This window comes from Halalkalibacter oceani, assembly GCF_023715605.1.
Taxonomy (GTDB): domain Bacteria; phylum Bacillota; class Bacilli; order Bacillales; family Bacillaceae_D; genus Halalkalibacter; species Halalkalibacter oceani.
The window spans coordinates 27,551-46,969 of the sequence record NZ_JAMBOL010000005.1 but is presented as its reverse complement, the minus strand read 5'-3'; the positions used below and the strand labels follow the sequence as shown (position 1 = coordinate 46,969).

Here is a 19,419-nt window from a genome sequence, read left to right as displayed (position 1 = left end):
GGTCAACTCCCTTGAGGCAATTCAATCCTTTTTTTATGAAACTGGATCTACACTGTCACGATCCAGCTCAAGCTGTACCGTGTATTCATTGTCATAATTAAATCCTGGGATTCCGGTGACGATCACATGGGTAAAGACATTAATCTTCTCGTCAAGGTCCGCTACTGGAAACGCGACGACGCGTGTGTCGGCTTGCGAATCGCTTGTCACGACTCTCGCATCAACGTAAGCGCCATCTTGCTCGACTTTGAATTCTCTCGTCCAGCTGCTGTTCGTTAATGTCAGATGCAGTTCATACTTGCCATCTTCCACAAACAGCGTTGCCGGCTTTTCCGTATAGTCGTCCATGACGGAAACCTCATTTGTCCCATCCTTGAAGAACGTAAATCCGATCTCATACTCCCCGTCGGCGAAGTCTGATTCCACTGGCTCCCCTGGTTGTTCAGGTTCAGCCGGCTCTTCGGACTCTCCAGGCTGCTCCGGGTCAGACGGCGTGCTGTCATCTTCAAGCTGCAACGCTTTAACGATCACGGTAACCGCTTCTGCCCGCGTCGCCTGGCCCTTTGGCGCAAAGCGATTATTCGGGTAGCCTTGAATGATTTGATGACTCTCTGCTGTCGCCACCGCCTCTTTAGCCCACAGGGCAATTTGCCCAGCATCAACAAAGTTCAGCGCCGCTTGTTCAGCATTCACGTTCAGCGTGCGGGCGATCATGACCGCCATTTGCTCGCGCGTAATTCTGTCATTTGGTCCAAAACGGGCTTCACTATATCCGGTCACAATTCCGGCTCCTGCCGCAACCGCAACCGCTTCTCTCGCCCAATGCTGAGCCGTGTCCGGGAAAATAACCTCGGTATCAGCAGTCAGATCAAACGCTTCGACAAGAATTTTCGCAAATTCAGCTCTCGTAACCGTATTGTTCGGTCTAAACTCACCATTTCCATAGCCTTGAACGGCTCCCGCTTCGACTAAAGTCCGAATCGCTTCCTCGGCCCAGTGTCCGCGAATATCCGCAAGCTCGACAGATTGTCCCGGCTGCTGAGGTGGTTGAGGTTGTTCTGTTTCTTCCTCTTGCTCCTCATCAACCTGCTTTTCTGTCGCTAAAACGGCGAATTTCGTAAAGTGATCAACGTCGCCGCTTACGATGCCTTTTTGGCGATCAATGCGGACGTTGTCAAGCTTGATCCATTCATCTGTTCTTTCGTTCAGCCAGTAAATGGCAAGATCAGCTTTGTCAAAATCAACTTCCTTTTTGTCATATGGAATCGCAATTGTCACTTCCTTGCTAAAGTTTCCACTACGATCCTTTGTAATCTCCAAAACATCACTCACAAATTTCATCTGAGCCGGCAGTGGAAGATTACTTCGTCTTGTTACTTTTTCAACGGAGATGACCAGGTCGCGCCCAAAGGCATCCTTAGGAATCCTAATTTCAGCCCCGTTAAACTTGATCGTACCACCTTTATCTGCCTTGATTTCTGTTTTAGACGTATCCGACTCATTTGGAAGCGGATTAGACGTTACCGGCTTTTGAGTAAAGCCGCGTTTCATGCTGCTTTCATCAAAACGGAATTGAACGTCATACTTTCCGCTGTAATTAAGTGCTGGTACATCAACCTCGGTATATACGTCAACATCCTTCGATAAATCATAAACCTCAAATCGGACATCTCTCGTATCAGCCGAATTATTTCGCGACACAACCGACGCGCTGCCACCATTCTTCGTTACGCGGAAAACTGGAATCCAGCTGCTGTTTTTCAACGTGATCGTAATATACTGACGGCCATTTTGTTCTGTCAGCTTTGCCGGACGAACAGTGTAGTCCTGCATGATCGACGTTTCATTCGTGCCGTCCTTCAGCACACGATAATTGATCGTGTACTCCCCATCTGACTGATCACTACCGCCACCGCCGCCGGAACTAGGTGCAGCTTCAGTTGTGACCGTTGTTGCCGGTGACCACGCGGATTGATGTCCTGCCTCCACAGCACGAACTTGATACGAATAGCTGCTGCTATAGCTGAGATTCTCTGAATATGTTTCTGCTGTAATATTGTCGATTACAGTTTCAGTCCCGCCTTCAATCCGCTTCAGCTCATATGTAGCACCAGCCACTGCATCCCATTGAAGCGTGACGCGATTACCTGAAGCATCACCGGCTAACCCTGCCGGAACATTAACTTTCTTGCCAAGCTTGACCGCGCTTAAATTCGTTTGGACATAAACGTGGCCGCCGTCTACACGCGCTTCTCGATATTCCCATATCGAACCTTTCTGGTGAAAGGCTCCGACTTCCTCAGGCTCCAGTCCGGTTGGTTTAGGCAGGATTAACGTCACTTCTCTCGTGCCTAATCCTCCAACGGAAATTTCGATCAGCATTTCATTTGCTTGGAATTCCAAGTCAGTAATAGATAATGAGTTGCTTCCTGCAGGAACGATAATGCTAAATGGTGTCCCTCCGTAGCTCGTGTCAAATCTCGTATCCTTTATAGTATCGTCAAAGGAAGCTGAACCATCGGCTCCCAGTGCAAGCGAGATACGTGGAACGATACCTGCTTGATCAAAAGCAATCCGGAAAGGCTGCGTATTTTCATAAACAGCTCCGCCTCCCATTGGGACGCGCATCGACACCTTTGCGTCAATCACCTCTGAGAGACTAGCAATCTCAAATTCCTCAACTTGATAATCATTGTCGCTAAAATCCACCCATGTTCCATCCGTCTGCTGCAGCTCCAATCCCGTTACATACTCGGCATTTGCCAAAACAAAGGAAACATAATAGTTGCCTTCTTCCACAAGCAAAGTCGCCGGCTTCGCAAAGCGGCTATCCATGGATGAAGGGGTGTCGTTGTCATCGCGAATCGCCGTGTAGTTGATGTCATAGGTTCCGTCTGCTAGCTTAACCGTGCTTGGATCAAAAGCAATCCGGAAAGGCTGCGTATTTTCATAGACTGTCTCTCCCATTGGTACGCGCATCGACACTTTCGCGTCAATCATATCAGCGAGACTAGCAATCTCAAATTCCTCAATTTCATAGTCCTTTGTACTAAACTCTACCCATTGTCCATCAGGGTCTTGTAGCTCCAGCTCAGTTATATACTCCGTATCTGCCAACGCAAAGGAAACATAGTATTTGCCGTTTTCTACTAAGAGAGTCGCCGGCTTTGTAAAACGGCCATCCATGGATGATGGATCGTCATTATCAGCGCGAATCGCTGCATATGCAACTGTGTAAGCCCCATCTTCTAATTGGGGGAGTTCTGTATCTTCTGGTTCTCCTTCTCCTGGATCAGTCGGCTCTCCCGGTGTGCCCGGTTCTCCTCCATCTCCCGGCTCTGTCGGACCTGATGGCGGATCAAGACTGTCAGGATGTAATTGAATCTGCACCTCATATTCATGATCATAACCTGGTAACCCTGGAACACCCGTCACAACTACGTGAGTGAAAGCATTTATCTTCTCATTAAGATCGGCTACCGGGAAACCGACAATTCTTTTATTGTTAGCCGTATCGTTTTCAATAACCTCAGCATCAACATAGTCGCCGTCCTGTTCGACTTTAAACTCTTTAATCCACTCGCTGTTCGTAAATGTCAGATGAAGCTCATACTCTCCATCATCAACAAGCAACGTCGCCGGCTTCTCGGTGTAGCCGTCCATTACCGATGTTTCATCTGTTCCATCCTTCAAGAACGTAAAGTCGATTGTATATTCCCCATCAGCGATAGCTGGGTCAGCTGGTTCTTCAGGGTCCGCTGGGGTACCGGGGTCTCCCTCTCCCGGATCACTTGGCTCTCCTGGAGTACCAGGGTCCCCCTCTCCTGGATCACTCGGCTCACCGGGTGTACTAGGGTCTCCCTCTCCTGGGTCACTCGGCTCACCAGGTGTACTAGGGTCTCCCTCTCCTGGATCACTCGGCTCTCCTGGAGTACCTGGGTCTCCCTCTCCTGGGTCACTCGGCTCTCCTGGGGTGCCCGGGCTTCCTTCTCCCGGATCACTCGGGTCTACCAGCGGATCAAGACTATCAGGATGTAATTGAATCTGCACCTCATATTCATGATCATAACCTGGTATCTCTGGAACCCCCGTCACAACGACATGAGTGAAAGCATTTATCTTCTCATCCAGATCGGCTACCGGAAAACCAACGACCCGCGTATCGGCATCCGTATCGCTTTTAATAACATCCGCATCAGCATAGTCGCCGTCCTGCTCGACCTTAAACTCTTTAATCCACTCGCTGTTCGTTAATGTGAGATGAAGCTCATACTCTCCATCATCAACAAGTAATGTCGCCGGCTTCTCGGTGTAGTCATCCATTACCGATGTTTCATCTGTTCCATCCTTCAAGAACGTAAAGTCGATTGTATACTCCCCATCAGCAAGCGTGGATGAGTCTTCTGCCAATGCGATGGAAGGCAGGATCGTTGACAATACGATCAGTAACATGGAAAAGACGGTTACCCATTTTTTGATTTGTCTCTTCACCTTTCATTCTCCTCTCATAATGACACGGCTCGTTTTCTGGCGAGCATCCAGACTAGAGCGGCAGCCGAGACAATTAGCATGACGACAAATGTGGCGATTGGCGCATTGTCGGCCGTTTTCGGATTTTCAATGACCGTTCCAATTGCCGCTTCTTCTGTCTCTACTTGACTGGCAGCTTGATTTCCTTGCTGCTCAGAAGATGGGCTCTTCCCTCCACCTGAAGCTGTGGAAGCCGCGCCCGAATCCGCTTGCGTGCTGCCTGAGCTTTCATTCTGACCGCTGCTGTTGTCTGCCACATTTACTGCGGTAATGCTGTTTTCATCAAAAGCAAATCGGATTGTGTAGACATGATCGTAATCCATCTCTTCAATATCGACGTGAATCGTGGAGACGATTGGCGATGATACGTCATTCGCCCGGAATTGAATCGTTCTTGTGTCTGCCGAGGCATTGCTAGAGATGACACTTGGAGCCGCTCCATTGACAGTCACACTTTTAATCCAGTTGCTCTTTGTCAATGTGATTTGCGCATTAATGTTGCCATTTTCCACCACTAACGTTGCCGGCTTTTGAAAATAATCATTCGCCATCGACGCTGAGTCATTATCCGCTTTTAACACGGTATATTGAGCCGTATATGTGCCATCCGCCAATGCCGCTGAAGCAGAGGAAGGCGCAGGCACAAGAAATAGGATCATCACTACAATCATTAATCTGGCGATAAACATTTGTCTCTGTTTCATGAATGTTCCTCCTCAACCAAAACTGATAACAATAATCATTATCAATGTGTGTGTAAAATTTTTTGCCCATGCAAGGGTTAAAAGACGTGCTGCACCGTAAGCTGCTCTTCCACAATGGTCGCCAAGGCGAGCATAAAATCGGTTGAATCATTTAAAAATTCCGCCCGCACAAAGGTCATTCCGAATCGCTCGGCATGCGCTTTCAGCGGACCGCCAATGTCATGCAAAACCTCGACATGAGCCGTGACAGCCAGCAGGTCGCAAACAACGATCCCTTTCCGCCCTTCTTTTCCGGCTTGTTCGACCACCTCCTTCACAGACGGACCGAGCCATTCCTGTCCTGGTCTCGCTCCACGGTAAGCCAGCTTCCAATCCGGCCATTGAAGCTGTTCTGCAATTCGCTCAGCCAATGCCGTAAATTGCTGGCAATAGTCAACGTTTTTCTCTGTTGACCCAGGTCTGCTATGCGTTGTGAAAATCACCTCCACCTTTTGTCTCGCGGCTTCAGGCAACCAAGTTAAAGCTGACTTCACTCGATTGGCCAATGCTGCCACAAATAATGGTTGAGTCGACCAGTTCTCAATATCAATCACATTAATATCGGCGCCGGTCTGCTCAACACAGCGGCGTACCTGCTGCTGGTACATCTCCGCGCCCGATTTCGAATAGAGCGGCGTTAACGGCAATGTCACGATGGAATTGACGCCGCGCTCAATCAAACGGCTGATGACATCCTCGATAAATGGCGGGGCATGCTTAAAACCCGCTTCCACGACCACATCCTGCCGTCCCTTTAATTGAAAAAGCCGTTCGAGTCCTTGTGCCTGCTGGATCGTAAAAGGTCCTAACGGATCGGCCGTCTCCAGTGCCCGGTATTGGGCATCAATCTGCTCAAGCTGTCGGGCCGGTGCCTGGCGACCATTTAAAATATGATTGACATAATCGCCGACATGCCCGAGACTTTCCGGTGAACCGTAGGACATCAGAAGAATTCCAATCATCATTGTGCTCCTTTCTTTTTACATTGCATTGTGGTTTTGATCGACCGCTTCACGTCCGCCGATGACATCATAAAAGGCAATTTGAGAATCGAGAATATAATCAGAGCGCACGCCGTCATGCGTTTTGCGAAACATCTCACTCGATGTCCAGCTGTGATGGGCCTGCTGCGATTCCCATTTTGACCAGATCAGCAAAATATCGTATTCTTCCTCTTTTTTGCCGCGCTTCTTTAAAAGATTCATATCAAGAAAGCCCGGCACCTTTTCGATTTGTCCCATATGAGCCATCTTTGCGGCAACGCGGTCACTGAATCCTTTTTTTACTTTAAGAGTGTTTTCAATTACGAACATGTTTTTTTCTCTCCTTTTTAGATTAAGATTGAGTAGCTTGAACAACACCGTACGGTTCACAGACCGGATACTCGCCGGCTGAATAGACACGCGCTTCAATGGAAAACACGTCCCGGAAAAAATCTGGATGATACACGTCGAGCGGTTTCCCTTGCCTCACCACCTTTCCATTTTTCATCGCGATGATCTGATCGCTGTAGCGGGCGGCTTGGTTTAAATCATGCAGCACCATGATGATCGTCAGTCCCAACGAACGATTGAGCTCCTGAACCAGCTCCATCACCTCAAGCTGGTGGGCGATGTCCAAATAGCTCGTCGGTTCATCCAATAAAAGAATTTGCGGTGTTTGCGCGATCGTCATCGCAATCCAGGCGCGCTGTCGCTCCCCGCCGGACAAGGAGGAAAGCGGACGGTGCTGAAGCGCGGTCAGCCTGGTAGCCTCCAACGCCCAATCAATATAGGTGTCATGACTTTGATGATAATCCTCATACCATTTCAAATGCGGCTGACGGCCGAATTTCACTAAATCGCGCACCGTCATTTCCGAGCGATGATCATAAATTTGCGGCAGCATCGTCAGTTTTTTGGCAATATTCTTACTAGAAAGCGTATGGAGCTCCTTCCCCTCCAGGTAAACCGCGCCATGTGCCGGTTTGAGCAGCCGGGTTAGCAAACGAAGGACCGTTGATTTCCCTGAACCGTTCGGACCGATAATGCTGACCACTTCCCGTTTTTTAAAACGCAGCGACAGCTCTTTTATGTAATACGAATCAGAAAACCCGAAGCTTAGCTGATCCGCTGTTAAGACATCCTCCATCCTTTCATTCCTCCTCTCAGCAAATACAAGAAGAACGGAGCGCCCAACGCCGCAAGCAAAATGCCGACCGGCAGTTCAATCGGATCGAACCAGCTTCGCGCCGCCGTGTCAGCCAATACGACGAGACAGGCTCCACCGAGCGCCGAGGTCGGCAGCAGGAAGCGATAATCATTGCCGACAATCATTCGCATCATATGGGGGACGACTAAGCCGACAAACCCGATTAAGCCGGCGACACTCACTCCCGCCCCCGCCAGAAAAGTCGCCAGCAAAATAAGAAACAGCCTGCTTCTTTCCACCTGGGATCCTAAAAGCTTCGCCACTTCATCGCCAAGCAGAAGCAGATTGGCATGCTTGACAGCGAAAATCGACAGGGCCATGCCGATCAGCGCATACGGCAAAATGATCGCGACATGGGACCAGCCTCTCCCGCTTAATCCGCCGACAAGCCAGGGAAGCACCGCTTGAACATTGTCGCTGTAAAGAATCATCACCGCAGACATCAACGCCCCAAGCAGCGAGTTGATCGCCACACCGGCAAGAATCATTCTTAACGGAGAGACGCCATTTTCCCAGGCGATGAAATAAATGAGAAACGTCGCGGCCAGCGCCCCGAGAAAGGCGCCGAACGGCAACAGGGAAAGATAGTGCGGCAGGACGAGCATCATCGTCACCGCCATTAAGCCGGCTCCGGCGGAAACCCCGATAATTCCCGGATCGGCCAGTGGATTTCTCATCACTCCTTGCAGCAGCGCGCCGGCGATCGCCAGGCAGGCGCCGACAAGCAGGCCTGTTACAATACGTGGCAGACGCAAATCCCAGACAATTTGTCGCTGCAGTGAATCGGCAGGTGAGAACAGCGCGGTCCATACCTCGGACACTCGTATCGTGACCGAACCGGTCATTAAGCTGTACAGAACGGCAATGACACAAAGAGCAGTGACGATGACCAACGTCGTCCAGCGCCGCTTTGTCCGCTGATCCCCTCGGGCCGCTTTTCCTACAGAATCATCGAACTCCATTATTTCCTTCGCTTCCTTCATGACTGACCCCCGCTGTTTCCAGTATTGTTCGTCATGCTATCTCCCCTTTTCCGCGACCGCAGTTACGCTTTCATGGATAAACTGCAGCGCCTCACCGATACGCGGACCGGGATTGGAGCTGAAGAGCTCCGGCGGGAGGATGACGAGGCGCCCTTGCTCCACAGCCTGTAAATGCTGCCATGAAGAATTACTTTTTACTTCCGCTTCAAACTGTTCCTTAACAGCCTCTGCATCGCCGTGGGCAATAAAGTAAACAATGTCCGGGTCTGCTTCAAGAACACGCTCCATGCTGAGTTGCGCATATTGAGGATAGTGCTCAATTTGCGGCAGCCCCTCGGCAATATTGAGCCCGCCGGCAAGGGCGAGCAAATCTCCCGAGAGCGAAGAAGGCAAGGCTGCCATCATCGTATCCGCGCTGCCAAAAATAATGAGAGCCTTTACTTCCTCAGCAAGTGGTGTCAATTCAAGCTGGTCGACATCAAGCGAAGCAAGCAGTTCTCCGGCCTGTTCCTCCTTGCCGAGAATCCGGCCATACAGCTCGACCGCCTGTAAAACATCGTCATAGCTGTTGCCGCTCGTCAGGACGACCGGAATTCCGAGCGAAGCAAACATATCAACATCCTTCCGGTTGAGTTCAGCATGACCGATCACCAGATCCGGCTGAAGACTGACAACTTTTTCAAAATCAATATCATGGGCGGTCCCTACCTCTTCCGCACCTTGTAATGCCTCCGAAACTTGCTGATTCTGCACGGTCGGTCTGCCGACGACTTCCCCGCCGAGCGCCTGGACAATTTCAGCATCTGCTTGAACAAGAGAAACGAGACGCCGCGGCGTCTGCTCAAGCCCGACTTCCCGTCCGGCGAAATCCGTCACAGTCACGCCTGCCCCGCCATCTCCCGTCACTGGTAAAGTCGCCGTTTCCCCGCTTGTCGTACAAGCTGCAAGCGGGATAAATAGTAGAAAAAAGAGAGAAACCCTCAGTCTACGCATCACTATGTCTCTCACTAACAACTCCTCCAATTGAAAACAATTATCATTATCATCATTTGTGTAAAATTATAAACAAAATCAAAATATTGTCAATATAAATGATAAAGATTTTCATTGTCACTTAGGAATTTTTTTCTTCATAAAGAAATTTCGCCTTGATTAGCCCTTCCCAATTGCCCCTTTTTCCAGTAAGTATAAAGAAACAGCGTTGCGGCTATTTTCCATCAGAAGTATAATATCACCAGTTGTCCCGTAAACTGTAACTATCTATCATGCTGGAGGGAATGAAATGAGCAAACCTAACATGGATGAAGTGGAAAAAAAAGCACGCTCCTGGATGCAGGAGCGTGGCGTGACATTAGAGGATATCGCGGAGCTTGTTTATTTTTTACAGGTCAAATACCATCCTGATCTTCAGCTCGCTGATTGTTTAGAAAATGTCGATCGCGTTGTAAGTAAGCGCGAGGTGCAAAATGCGATTATTACCGGGATTCAGCTCGATGTCCTGGCCGAAAAAGGAATGCTGGAACAGCCGTTGCAGGGGATTATTGATCGAGACGAAGGGCTATATGGCGTCGATGAAATTATCGCTTTATCAATCGTCAATGTGTACGGCTCAATCGGCTTCACCAATTATGGCTATATCGATAAACAAAAGCCCGGCATTCTGGAACGGCTGAATGATAAATCAAGCGGTGAGTGTCACACCTTTCTTGACGATATTGTCGGAGCGATTGCCGCCGCTGCCTCAAGCCGGCTCGCCCATCGCGCAGAAAACGCTGAATAACAAAAAACTCAGTCAAACCGGGGTCGGGCGAGAAAAGAGCGGTAAACGGGCAGAAGCCGCGCTAGGGCAAAGGGTGAACAGCAAGCTTTCATCTTTTGCCCCTGGCCCCGCCAAAAGCTGCTTACATCACCATCCATTCGGCGAGGGAGCCGATGGCGCTTGTCGGTTTCTCTTTCACCTGGGCGATCTCTTCTTTCGTTGACACCCCGGTGTAAACGAGCAGCGTATCCATTCCAGCCCGAATGCCGGCGAGAATGTCGGTGTGATAATTATCACCGACCATCACCGTCTCAGCCTTGCTTGTGCCTAGTACGTCTAAAGCCTGCTCGATGATGATCGCCTCCGGTTTGCCGATAAAAACCGGCTTCACTCCTGTTGACAGAGCGACGACGGATACAAGTGAACCATTCCCCGGTACGAGTCCGCGTTCCGTCGGTAAGGCGACATCACCATTTGTCGCAATAAAGGACGCCCCTGCGCGGACATGCAGGGCGGCCTTTGCTAATTTTTCGTATGTAATGTTGCGGTCAAGGCCGATCACGACATAGTCAGGCTCCTCTTCCACGAGAAGATGCCCTTCCTCCATCAAAGCAGAGCGCAAGCCCTCTTCGCCAATCATATAGATTCTCGCCTCTCGCTTCAGCTCGGAAAGATAGCTCGCTGTTGCCATGCTCGTCGTAAACACATGCTCCGTCGTTGCCGGAACGTCCATTGTCCGCAGAAGCTCGGCTACCTGCTCAGGACGCTTTGTTGAATTGTTCGTAACAAATAAATAAGGCAGCTGCTTTTTCTCCAATTCCTTCACAAAGGAGACCGCTTCCGGAATCGCCTCCCTGCCGCGGTAAATCGTGCCGTCGAGATCAATTAAATAGCCTTTATAGTGTTTCATGCCCTTCTCCCCTTTAACAGAAATAGAGCCTGGGGCAAAAGGTTGGTATTCATCATACCCTTTTCCCAGGCTCATGAAGCAACAGGTCAGACGCTTCAATCGTTTCTTCCCTTTGCAACGCCTGCCGCTTTTATGAGCGTTCCTTCAGCTTATACGTGCAGCAGCTCGTCTTGCCCTTGGCAATGCATGTTTTTTGTTCAACATGCTCCGTTCCAAGCAGTTTCTGAAACAATTGATGTTCACATTTGCAAGCAACCGGGTATTCCTTCGCTACTTTGGCGATCGGACAGTTGTATTCCTTGAACTCATAAGAGCCATCCTCCAGCTCCTGATAATCAACCATATAGCCATTTTCAGTCTGAATGCGTGCTAACGCGGCCACCCGTTCCGCAAACGAACCGGATATTTCCGGCCCATATTGCTGTTCAAGCCGATTTCGTCGTTGCTCAAACAATTGATCAACAACTTCCAGTCCGCTTATCTTTTCAAGATCCTGCAAAATGCCAAGTGAAAGCTCGCCGTAATTTCGCGGAAAGCATTCATCTCCTGCTTTTGTCAACGAATATTTATTAGTTGGTCTGCCCATCGCCTGTCGTTCAATGCGGGCCTGGATCAAACCATCCTTTTCCAGTCCTTGCAGATGTCTTCGCACCGCCATTTCAGTTACACCTAACTCAGCGGCTAAATCTGCTACGGTTTGTTCTTGGTTTCGTTTTAACATCGTTAAGATGATTTGACGTGAGCTCGTCTCTTTCCCCAAGACAACCACCACCTTTATTATTTACAGTCTTAGAAGACCAATCCTTCCTTTATCCAAAGCAAAAGGGGCTCAGCCTCTATTGTAGGCGATGATCACTCGATTGTAAAATCTACAACTCTGTCTGCTTATCAGGTAAAAACGCAGATACAGGGCCGAGCTCCTCCACTAAATAGCGCCGAACATCTTTTGGGAAAGCATGAAGGGCTGCCTCGCTTTTCGTCATCACCTCGATTACTTCGGCAATATTGACAGAAACATACTCCTGCACAAGCTGTTTTCGCAGCTGGATCAGCTCTTTTAAGGAGGCTGCCTGCTCCGCTCCAATCACCTTTTCATCCTCCAGAATATCAATGATGTCCGTATACCCCCCCGGATCTCTCATAATAAAACCGTCGATCATGCTGTTGCCAACGTCGATAATTGCTTCAATCAGGACTGAAGCGACCCGTTCGAGCGCTAACCGTTCCAGCTCATTTTGCGGCTCCATGGGCGGCACGAAGCGTTCAGATATCGTTTCCATATAGGCGAGGGTCCGTTCAATCTTTTCGCGATCCACAAAATACACTCCCGTTTCCACCTTTCATTAGTATGTCATATTCAACGGCCATCGTTTAAAAAGTGTGACCTTAATTGTGCGAGAATGGTTTCTTCTCGGCTTGGCTTTTGCTATGATAAAGGATGTACCTTAGTTCATTTTACAGAGTACAGCGATAGTATACAACATTGGGGGACATTCAAATGGATCGAGAACTTGCATTGGAAATCGTCCGCGTCACGGAAGCAGCGGCGCTTGCTTCTTCGCAGTGGATGGGACGCGGTAAAAAAAATGAAGCAGATGATGCTGCTACAACAGCAATGAGAACCATGTTTGACTCTGTTAACTGCAAAGGGACAGTTGTCATTGGAGAAGGAGAATTAGATGAAGCTCCAATGCTTTACATAGGAGAAGAAGTTGGAAGCGGCCATGGCCCTGAAGTCGATATTGCCGTCGACCCGCTTGAAGGCACGAACATCGTCGCCAAAGGTCATCCTAATGCGATGGCCGTAATCGCCGTCGCCGATAAAGATACCCTGCTTCACGCACCTGATATGTACATGGAAAAGATCGCCGTCGGTCCGGAAGCGGCAGGATTAATCAGACTCGATGACCCGATTGAAAAAACAATCGACATCGTCGCGAAGATGACGCGTAAGCGCGTCCAGGATGTTACGGTCATTATTCAGGAACGGGAACGCCACCAGCAATTGATTGAGCGCGTCAGAGAAAAGGGAGCCCGCGTGAAATTGTTTGGAGACGGTGATGTCGGCGCGGCGATCGCGACAGCCTTGCCGCAAACCGGAGTTGACCTTTTCGTTGGTACGGGCGGGGCGCCGGAGGGTGTGATTTCAGCCGCGGCGATCAAGGCGCTCGGCGGCGATATGCAGGCCCGCCTTGTACCGATGAATGATGAGGAGCTTGCCCGCTGTAAAAAGATGGGTCTCGAAGATCCGTTAAAAGTGCTAACACTGAACGATATGGTACGCGGCGATGACGCGATTTTTGCGGCGACCGGTGTCTCTTCCGGCGAGCTTGTCGAGGGCGTCCGTTTTCTTGGTGGCGACCTGGCGGAAACCGATTCGATTGTGATGCGGGCCAAGACGAGAACCGTCCGCTATATTAAAACCCACCATCACCTTAACCATAAGCCTCATCTTTCCATGAACAAATAAGCACCGCGAAAGGAGCTGCGCCGTATGTCTGAACGTTTTTATTTGTATGACGAGACCGAAGATACGAAAACAAGATTTGTCAGCTTTATGGGCGATCATCAACGTTTTGATTTAGCGATTATTTCTTCGTCACGCTATTATGGCAAGCAATTGGTGCTTGACGTCCAATCCAACCGTTTTGCGATCATCGGACAGGATGATTTAGACGAAGAAGGCTACTTGGAGCATGCTTATCGCCTGTCTGCGGAAGAAGCTGAAGAGCTGCGCGACTTTCTCAGAGAAGTCGTCTAAAAAGGCCGCAACTTTTACAGACCCGTGGCGGTTCCGCTCATTGTTTAAAGAGGACATCTCAAAGGGAATTACAGCCTTTGAGATGTCCTCTTTCTATTTTTCCTTGATTCGTTTAAGAACGAAATACGCGCAGCCGAAGTTGCAATACTCATACAAATAATCAGGCAGCGTGCTTATTTTTGTATCATAGGTGGACTTCTTATGCCTGTCCTCAAAAAAGCCGCGCAGCCTCAGCTGATTATAGCCCCAGTCGCCTACGATATAGTCATATTTATTAAGCACCTCGCTAAAGCGGGCTTTAAACGCCTCTTCGTCCCAGCCATTTTTCACATCTTCCATCACTTCATATTGCATCCCGTGAATGCGAACCATTGGGCTCACCTCGTTCTTTTAGTTGCCCTTATTATAACACATGTTTCGCTTCCCAACAGCTTCTCCTTCTCCATCATTTACTAGCTGTAAAACGATTCACTTTTGGTCAATCTGAAGGTAAAGGAGGTGGGAAGATGATAAAAAAATCACTGTTACTAGGTGGACTGGCCGGTTTGATGCTCGTAACAGGCTGCCAAACCGATCAACAAGGGCAGACAGGGCAGATGATCCAGTCCAACCGGCAGGCCAACGGTCCGTTTGCTTTGCATCAAAACCAGCATCAGACACCAAACGAGACGCAGTATGGCTATACTCGCTTTCAACGCCAGCAGGTACAATCGCGTAACTCCGCGCAGCAGGCCGTGCCGATGTTTGATCGCAATCAACTGGCCGATGCTGTTACACGTATCGTTCTGACAAATCAAGCTGTTGACGAAGCGGCGACCCTTGTCACCGATAAATATGTTCTTGTCACTTATAATCTCGAGGATGATGATCATCGTGAATATGTAGCTGATCAAGTGAAGCGGAGCGCGGTGTCTATAGTACCACGCTATTATGAAGTCTTTATTTCAGACAATCATGAACACTTCCAGGAGATTGAACGTTTTCAAAATCGAACTTCAGCGCTGCCGGACGCCGACACGTTACGCGAAACAATTGAAGAAATGAAGCAATCGCCGCAGGGAGCCTATGATGAACAAGATGACGAAAATCTCGAAATAATGGAGCAAAAGCAGCAACGTCTCCTAAATCATGACAACCGCTCGCGCTAATAGAATGAAGAGAGGCTGGCAAAAGGTAAAAAAACAACCTTTTGTTCCAGCCTCTAAAAATGACGTTATCGACTTGTCACGTCTTCTTTTTGCGCAGCCTTGACCGCTTCCGCACGAACCTGCGCTTCATTTACCTGCTCATCCGCATGGTAAGAAGAACGCACTAAAGGTCCGGCTTCACAATGGCTGAAGCCCTTGCTTAAGGCGATTTCCTTTAACTCGGCAAATTCATCCGGATGATAATACTTTTGCACCTTCAAATGTTTCTTTGTCGGCTGAAGGTACTGACCGATTGTCATAATATCTACATCAACCGCTCTTAGATCGTCCATCGTTTCAATAATTTCTTCCTTCGTTTCACCAAGCCCGATCATTAAGCTTGACTTAGTCGGAATGTCAGGATGCATTTCTTTCGCACGGCGCAGAAACTCTAAAGAGCGCTCATATGTCGCCCGTGCTCTCACTCGTGGAGTCAGCCGTTTTACCGTCTCAATATTATGGTTCATGATATTAGGACGGGCATCCATCAGCGTTTTTAAATTGTCATAGCCCCCAAGCATATCAGATGGGAGTACTTCAATCGTACAGAAAGGATTTCGTCTTCTGATCGCCCGGACTGTTTCCGCAAAAACCCCGGCCCCGCCATCCTTTAAATCATCTCTGGCTACAGCCGTGATGACGACATGCTTCAAGCCCATCGTTTCAACAGAATCGGCAACGCGTTCCGGTTCCTGCAAATCAAGCTCATTCGGCAAGCCGGTTTTCACAGCGCAAAAGCGGCAGGCTCTCGTACACACATCTCCTAAAATCATGAAGGTCGCTGTTTTGCGGACAGCCCAGCATTCATGAATGTTTGGACAACGCGCTTCTTCACAGACTGTATGTAAATTTTTCTCTCTCATCATTTTTTTCAAGCCTGTATAGGATTCATTTGTATTTAGTTTAATTTTAAGCCAATCCGGCTTGCGAAGATGTTCTTCTTTTTTTGCCATTTCGTTCACTCCATCCAGCATTGCTTGTATTCTTTCTCTACTTTATCATGATTCAAACAAAATGACCAAACAGCCGCTTCAATTTCCAATGATTCACACCAATCTTTTGGGCGCCTTTACCTCACACTACAAGGTGACAGAAAAAATCTGATCGTTATACTTATTCCAGGAAAGGAGCAGACAGCAGCATGAAGCAGTTAGCCCTATTATCCCTTATTGTCTCTTGTCTCATGCTTTCTTCTCCTGTTTCAGCCGAGACGAAAGATGAATTAACAGCTGAGCAAAAATACGAGAAAAGAATGGAGCTTTATCAGAAAGCAGAAGCGCTGACGAGCATTCCCTGGCACTATTTGGCCGCGGTCGATACGTTTGAGCGCGGCTTGCGCCGGACATTGAAAAACCGGCCGCGTGAAGAAGGGGTCATATCGATTTTCTATACAGAGGAAGAATGGGCCGGACCGCTTAACCCGGATCCGGCTGATACGAACCCACTTTCCATCCAGTTGTTCGGCGGAGTCGGACTTGATGGGGACGGCGATGGCCTGGCGGAACGGACAAATGATGAAGATGTGCTTTATACACTCGCCCATTTTCTTGAGCGATATGGCTTCGCGGAGCAGGATTTCCGCATTGCCTTATGGGAAAAATATCAGCGTGAGCAATCGGTCAACATCATTGATGGCCACTCAAAAGTGTATAAGCATTTTGAAACTCTTGACCTTGATGATCATGCTTTTCCGATGCCGATCCGTTCCACTTACAGCTACCGCAACACATGGGGAGATAAGCGGGGCTGGGGAGGTAGACGGATTCACGAGGGAACCGACATTTTTGCCGGCTACAATGTGCCAATTCGGGCGACGGCTTATGGCCGAGTTGAAATTTTAGGCTGGAATAAATACGGAGGCTGGCGCATCGGAATCCGTGACTTAGATAATATTTATCATTACTTCGCTCATTTAAGCGGTTTTGAAAAAGGGGTCGAGGTCGGCAGCATCGTCTCTCCCGGCGATGTGATTGGCTATTGCGGAAGCTCCGGCTATGGAAAGCCCGGAACTCAAGGGAAATTCCCGCCGCATCTCCATTACGGCATGTACCGCGATAACGGCTATACCGAATGGTCGTTTGACCCGTACCCTTATTTAAAGGCATGGGAAAGACAGGATTACCGAAAATTAAAAAGAGGATGACTCGCTCGTCGAGTCATCCCAGACCGTAGACATAACGCTGCTTGGTCAAACGTATTTTCTATCTGACTATCCGAACAAATGAAAAGAGGGGAATCCGCCGCTCCTGAAATAGTCTTCGCTTTCGCGGGAGCGGATTCGAAGCTCTGGATCGTGACAAATCCTTTATACCCAAAAAGCCTGTCGATCGTCTCGCTTTGCGAGACTTTGTCGACAGGCTGGGCAGAAGGTGAAAATCAACCTTTCGCCTAAAGCTTTTATTGTTTTTTCTCTTTCGCTACTTTGACGGCGTTGGCAATGCTTAGACCCATTCCGCCCCATATGACAACCATCCCGATAATCATCATCACGATTGCACTTCCGCTCATTATTGATCCACCCCTTTTTCAGATTGCTCTGCCGGAAGCTCAAGAGCTGATTTTTTCCATTTAAACGCCGCTAAAATAAAGCCGACAATAATCGCTCCGAGCGCAACGCCCCAGCCGGAAACAAGCAGGAATGAAGTCGGGTAATCTTCATAATTCGATGTCAGGTTGATAACCGTGTTTTGAATAAACATATACCCTAATACAAACGGGGTAATGACACCAAGACATACTTTCCACCACGCACCTGTGCGGAAATCGGAAACGCCATTGGCATGATTTTGTAATGTCGGCAAGCCTTTCACAAACCATGCTACGGCAATTACAGAGACAAGACCGGCTAGGGCAACACCGAACTGATTAATAAAGTAGTCCGCCGCATCTAAGAAGAACAGACCTCCCTGTGTCGCATACAGTAAAGAAATTAAAGCAGAGAGACCGCCACCGAAAGCGACCGCTTTCGCCCGGGAAATCTGGAACTTATCCTGAAGACCGGAAATAAACGTTTCAACGATTGAAATGAGCGAGGATAAGCCCGCCAAGACGAGTGACCCGAAGAAGAGAACACCGAAGAACCCGTTAAACCCCGGGAACGTATTAATGATCTCCGGAAAGACGACAAACGCAAGTCCGATACCGGCATCCGCCACATCAGCAACTGTTGTACCAGAGGCACTTGCCATAAAGCCGAGCGCGGCAAAAACCCCGATCCCTGCTAATAGCTCAAAGCTTGAATTACTGAAGCCCGTAATAAAGGCATTGTTGTTAATATCGGCTTTCTTCGGCAAATAACTTGAATAAGTAATCATAATCGCAAACGCAATTGACAAACTAAAGAAAATTTGGCCATAAGCAGCCACCCAGACTCCCGGCGACATAATTTCCGCCCAGTCCGGTCTGAAGAATGCGTTTAGGCCGTCAAGGGCCCCTTCAAGCGTGACCGCACGAATAACAATTAATAAGAACATTACAACGAGCAACGGAATGAAAATTCGGTTCGCGACTTCAATCCCGCGCTTAACCCCTTTAAATAACACACCGAGGGTAATAATCCAGACGACAATGAGAGGAATAAGTACTCCCGGAACAAGCGAGCCGAAATCCCCAGGCGCTCCTCCCGAAACGATATCAACGCGCTGTAAATATTCGCCCATCAGGAAGCCGCCCGTGTCCTCTCCCCAGCTTTGATTAAACGCGAAAAACGTATACGAGATCGCCCAAGCAATAATAACCGCATAATACGTTGCGATGACAAAGGAAATCGCGACCTGCCACCAGCCGATCCATTCAGCTTTTTTAGTAAAACGCGCATACGACAACGGAGCGGAGCCACGATATTTATGGCCGAGCGTAAATTCCATAATTAAGAGCGGAATACCGGCAGTAAGAAGTGCAAATAAATACGGTAAGAAAAAAGCCCCCCCTCCATTCTCATACGCTACATATGGGAACCGCCAAATGTTACCTAGTCCGACAGCCGATCCAATCGCGGCTAAAATGAACCCGGCACGTGTTCCCCACTGCTCTCTTGCATTCATTGTTCATTCTCCTTTCACATTTTTTTCGTCTTTCTTTCCATAAATATTCAAAAAATTACAACATTAGTATAAGTGCTTGAATACTTTTTGTCAAAATTATTTGAAAATTATTTGCTTTCTTTAACACTTTGCTACTTTGCTGTAAAGAAGCGCATTAACAGTAGATATCCCCTAACTCCCTTCGACAATATTCAGACAATTCGTTATTCCATTATAATAATTCTTGCGAAATTTGTCAAAATTTTTTTCAGGGAAATGACGAAATATAGACATATCAGCCTGTCGACTGGCTGATTGCAGGTAAAGAAAGTTG

At 48.6% G+C, this 19,419-nt stretch carries 19 protein-coding genes; 5 read left to right on the top strand and 14 right to left on the bottom strand.

Going from position 1 to position 19,419, the window contains the following annotated elements:
- Nucleotides 1-33: 33 nt before the first annotated feature.
- The 7 genes from M3202_RS08105 to M3202_RS08075 form a co-directional block, all read right to left on the bottom strand.
- Nucleotides 34-4,491: an NEAT domain-containing protein gene (locus tag M3202_RS08105; RefSeq protein ID WP_251222847.1), complete on the bottom strand. Its 4,458-nt coding sequence runs from the start codon at nt 4,489-4,491 to the stop codon at nt 34-36.
- A gap of 14 nt (nt 4,492-4,505) precedes the next feature.
- A complete protein-coding gene (gene isdC, locus M3202_RS08100) occupies nt 4,506-5,234 on the bottom strand; it encodes a heme uptake protein IsdC (RefSeq protein ID WP_251222846.1) in 729 nt (242 codons plus the stop codon).
- A gap of 77 nt (nt 5,235-5,311) precedes the next feature.
- Nucleotides 5,312-6,235 (bottom strand): ferrochelatase, encoded by a 924-nt coding sequence (gene hemH / locus M3202_RS08095; protein ID WP_251222845.1) that lies wholly within the window; start codon nt 6,233-6,235, stop codon nt 5,312-5,314.
- Nucleotides 6,236-6,253: 18 nt separating this feature from the next.
- Nucleotides 6,254-6,586: an antibiotic biosynthesis monooxygenase gene (locus M3202_RS08090; protein ID WP_251222844.1), complete on the bottom strand. Its 333-nt coding sequence runs from the start codon at nt 6,584-6,586 to the stop codon at nt 6,254-6,256.
- A gap of 22 nt (nt 6,587-6,608) precedes the next feature.
- Nucleotides 6,609-7,403 carry an ABC transporter ATP-binding protein gene (locus M3202_RS08085; RefSeq protein WP_251222843.1) on the bottom strand — a complete coding sequence of 265 codons (795 nt, stop codon included), beginning with the start codon at nt 7,401-7,403 and terminating at the stop codon, nt 6,609-6,611.
- Nucleotides 7,388-8,446, bottom strand: a complete 1,059-nt coding sequence (locus tag M3202_RS08080) for a FecCD family ABC transporter permease (RefSeq protein WP_251222842.1) — start codon at nt 8,444-8,446, stop codon at nt 7,388-7,390. Before M3202_RS08080 ends, M3202_RS08085 begins: the two co-directional genes overlap by 16 nt.
- A gap of 36 nt (nt 8,447-8,482) precedes the next feature.
- On the bottom strand, nt 8,483-9,454 hold the full coding sequence (locus M3202_RS08075) for an ABC transporter substrate-binding protein (RefSeq protein ID WP_251222841.1): 972 nt from the start codon (nt 9,452-9,454) through the stop codon (nt 8,483-8,485).
- Between the two features lie 274 nt (nt 9,455-9,728).
- On the opposite strand from M3202_RS08075, the gene M3202_RS08070 reads away from it, so the two are divergent.
- Nucleotides 9,729-10,226 carry a phosphatidylglycerophosphatase A family protein gene (locus M3202_RS08070; protein WP_251222840.1) on the top strand — a complete coding sequence of 166 codons (498 nt, stop codon included), beginning with the start codon at nt 9,729-9,731 and terminating at the stop codon, nt 10,224-10,226.
- A gap of 121 nt (nt 10,227-10,347) precedes the next feature.
- Here M3202_RS08070 and M3202_RS08065 read toward each other — a convergent pair whose 3' ends face one another.
- The 3 genes from M3202_RS08065 to M3202_RS08055 all read right to left on the bottom strand — a co-directional run bounded on the left by M3202_RS08065 (nt 10,348) and on the right by M3202_RS08055 (nt 12,431).
- Nucleotides 10,348-11,115 carry a TIGR01457 family HAD-type hydrolase gene (locus M3202_RS08065; RefSeq protein WP_251222839.1) on the bottom strand — a complete coding sequence of 256 codons (768 nt, stop codon included), beginning with the start codon at nt 11,113-11,115 and terminating at the stop codon, nt 10,348-10,350.
- A 130-nt stretch (nt 11,116-11,245) separates the two neighbouring features.
- Nucleotides 11,246-11,884 (bottom strand): helix-turn-helix transcriptional regulator, encoded by a 639-nt coding sequence (locus M3202_RS08060; protein ID WP_349775610.1) that lies wholly within the window; start codon nt 11,882-11,884, stop codon nt 11,246-11,248.
- 100 nt (nt 11,885-11,984) lie between these two features.
- On the bottom strand, nt 11,985-12,431 hold the full coding sequence (locus M3202_RS08055; RefSeq protein ID WP_349775607.1) for a DUF86 domain-containing protein: 447 nt from the start codon (nt 12,429-12,431) through the stop codon (nt 11,985-11,987).
- A 182-nt stretch (nt 12,432-12,613) separates the two neighbouring features.
- Between M3202_RS08055 and glpX the strand changes: the two genes are divergently transcribed.
- Entirely contained in the window at nt 12,614-13,585 is a 972-nt protein-coding gene (gene glpX, locus M3202_RS08050; RefSeq protein ID WP_251222836.1) for a class II fructose-bisphosphatase, read from the top strand.
- Between the two features lie 24 nt (nt 13,586-13,609).
- Nucleotides 13,610-13,876 (top strand): DUF3055 domain-containing protein, encoded by a 267-nt coding sequence (locus M3202_RS08045; RefSeq protein WP_251222835.1) that lies wholly within the window; start codon nt 13,610-13,612, stop codon nt 13,874-13,876.
- 93 nt (nt 13,877-13,969) lie between these two features.
- Here M3202_RS08045 and M3202_RS08040 read toward each other — a convergent pair whose 3' ends face one another.
- On the bottom strand, nt 13,970-14,248 hold the full coding sequence (locus M3202_RS08040) for a YutD family protein (RefSeq protein ID WP_251193186.1): 279 nt from the start codon (nt 14,246-14,248) through the stop codon (nt 13,970-13,972).
- Between the two features lie 134 nt (nt 14,249-14,382).
- Between M3202_RS08040 and M3202_RS08035 the strand changes: the two genes are divergently transcribed.
- Nucleotides 14,383-15,024: a YhcN/YlaJ family sporulation lipoprotein gene (locus tag M3202_RS08035; protein WP_251222834.1), complete on the top strand. Its 642-nt coding sequence runs from the start codon at nt 14,383-14,385 to the stop codon at nt 15,022-15,024.
- Between the two features lie 65 nt (nt 15,025-15,089).
- On the opposite strand, the gene lipA is transcribed toward M3202_RS08035, so the two are convergent.
- Nucleotides 15,090-16,016, bottom strand: a complete 927-nt coding sequence (gene lipA, locus M3202_RS08030; protein WP_251222833.1) for a lipoyl synthase — start codon at nt 16,014-16,016, stop codon at nt 15,090-15,092.
- 188 nt (nt 16,017-16,204) lie between these two features.
- On the opposite strand from lipA, the gene M3202_RS08025 reads away from it, so the two are divergent.
- Nucleotides 16,205-17,206, top strand: coding sequence for a M23 family metallopeptidase (locus M3202_RS08025; RefSeq protein ID WP_251222832.1), 1,002 nt, complete (start codon nt 16,205-16,207; stop codon nt 17,204-17,206).
- A gap of 254 nt (nt 17,207-17,460) precedes the next feature.
- Here the strand turns inward: M3202_RS08025 and M3202_RS08020 are convergent, their stop codons facing one another.
- Nucleotides 17,461-17,571, bottom strand: coding sequence for a methionine/alanine import family NSS transporter small subunit (locus M3202_RS08020; protein WP_251222831.1), 111 nt, complete (start codon nt 17,569-17,571; stop codon nt 17,461-17,463).
- The gene (locus M3202_RS08015) at nt 17,571-19,106 is read right to left on the bottom strand and encodes a sodium-dependent transporter (protein WP_251222830.1); all 1,536 of its coding nucleotides are present in this window, start codon (nt 19,104-19,106) and stop codon (nt 17,571-17,573) included. Before M3202_RS08015 ends, M3202_RS08020 begins: the two co-directional genes overlap by 1 nt.
- Nucleotides 19,107-19,419 lie beyond the last annotated feature (313 nt).

Excerpts from the sequence above, each read along its gene's own strand:
- hemH (WP_251222845.1), bottom strand. The coding sequence starts at position 6,235 with ATGATTGGAATTCTTCTGATGTCCTACGGTTCACCGGAAAGTCTCGGG.
- M3202_RS08085 (WP_251222843.1), bottom strand. The coding sequence starts at position 7,403 with ATGGAGGATGTCTTAACAGCGGATCAGCTAAGCTTCGGGTTTTCTGAT.
- M3202_RS08025 (WP_251222832.1), top strand. The coding sequence starts at position 16,205 with ATGAAGCAGTTAGCCCTATTATCCCTTATTGTCTCTTGTCTCATGCTT.
- M3202_RS08070 (WP_251222840.1), top strand. The coding sequence starts at position 9,729 with ATGAGCAAACCTAACATGGATGAAGTGGAAAAAAAAGCACGCTCCTGG.
- M3202_RS08040 (WP_251193186.1), bottom strand. The coding sequence starts at position 14,248 with ATGGTTCGCATTCACGGGATGCAATATGAAGTGATGGAAGATGTGAAA.
- isdC (WP_251222846.1), bottom strand. The coding sequence starts at position 5,234 with ATGAAACAGAGACAAATGTTTATCGCCAGATTAATGATTGTAGTGATG.
- glpX (WP_251222836.1), top strand. The coding sequence starts at position 12,614 with ATGGATCGAGAACTTGCATTGGAAATCGTCCGCGTCACGGAAGCAGCG.
- lipA (WP_251222833.1), bottom strand. The coding sequence starts at position 16,016 with ATGGCAAAAAAAGAAGAACATCTTCGCAAGCCGGATTGGCTTAAAATT.
- M3202_RS08020 (WP_251222831.1), bottom strand. The coding sequence starts at position 17,571 with ATGAGCGGAAGTGCAATCGTGATGATGATTATCGGGATGGTTGTCATA.
- M3202_RS08015 (WP_251222830.1), bottom strand. The coding sequence starts at position 19,106 with ATGAATGCAAGAGAGCAGTGGGGAACACGTGCCGGGTTCATTTTAGCC.
- M3202_RS08045 (WP_251222835.1), top strand. The coding sequence starts at position 13,610 with ATGTCTGAACGTTTTTATTTGTATGACGAGACCGAAGATACGAAAACA.
- M3202_RS08090 (WP_251222844.1), bottom strand. The coding sequence starts at position 6,586 with ATGTTCGTAATTGAAAACACTCTTAAAGTAAAAAAAGGATTCAGTGAC.
- M3202_RS08065 (WP_251222839.1), bottom strand. The coding sequence starts at position 11,115 with ATGAAACACTATAAAGGCTATTTAATTGATCTCGACGGCACGATTTAC.
- M3202_RS08080 (WP_251222842.1), bottom strand. The coding sequence starts at position 8,446 with ATGAAGGAAGCGAAGGAAATAATGGAGTTCGATGATTCTGTAGGAAAA.
- M3202_RS08035 (WP_251222834.1), top strand. The coding sequence starts at position 14,383 with ATGATAAAAAAATCACTGTTACTAGGTGGACTGGCCGGTTTGATGCTC.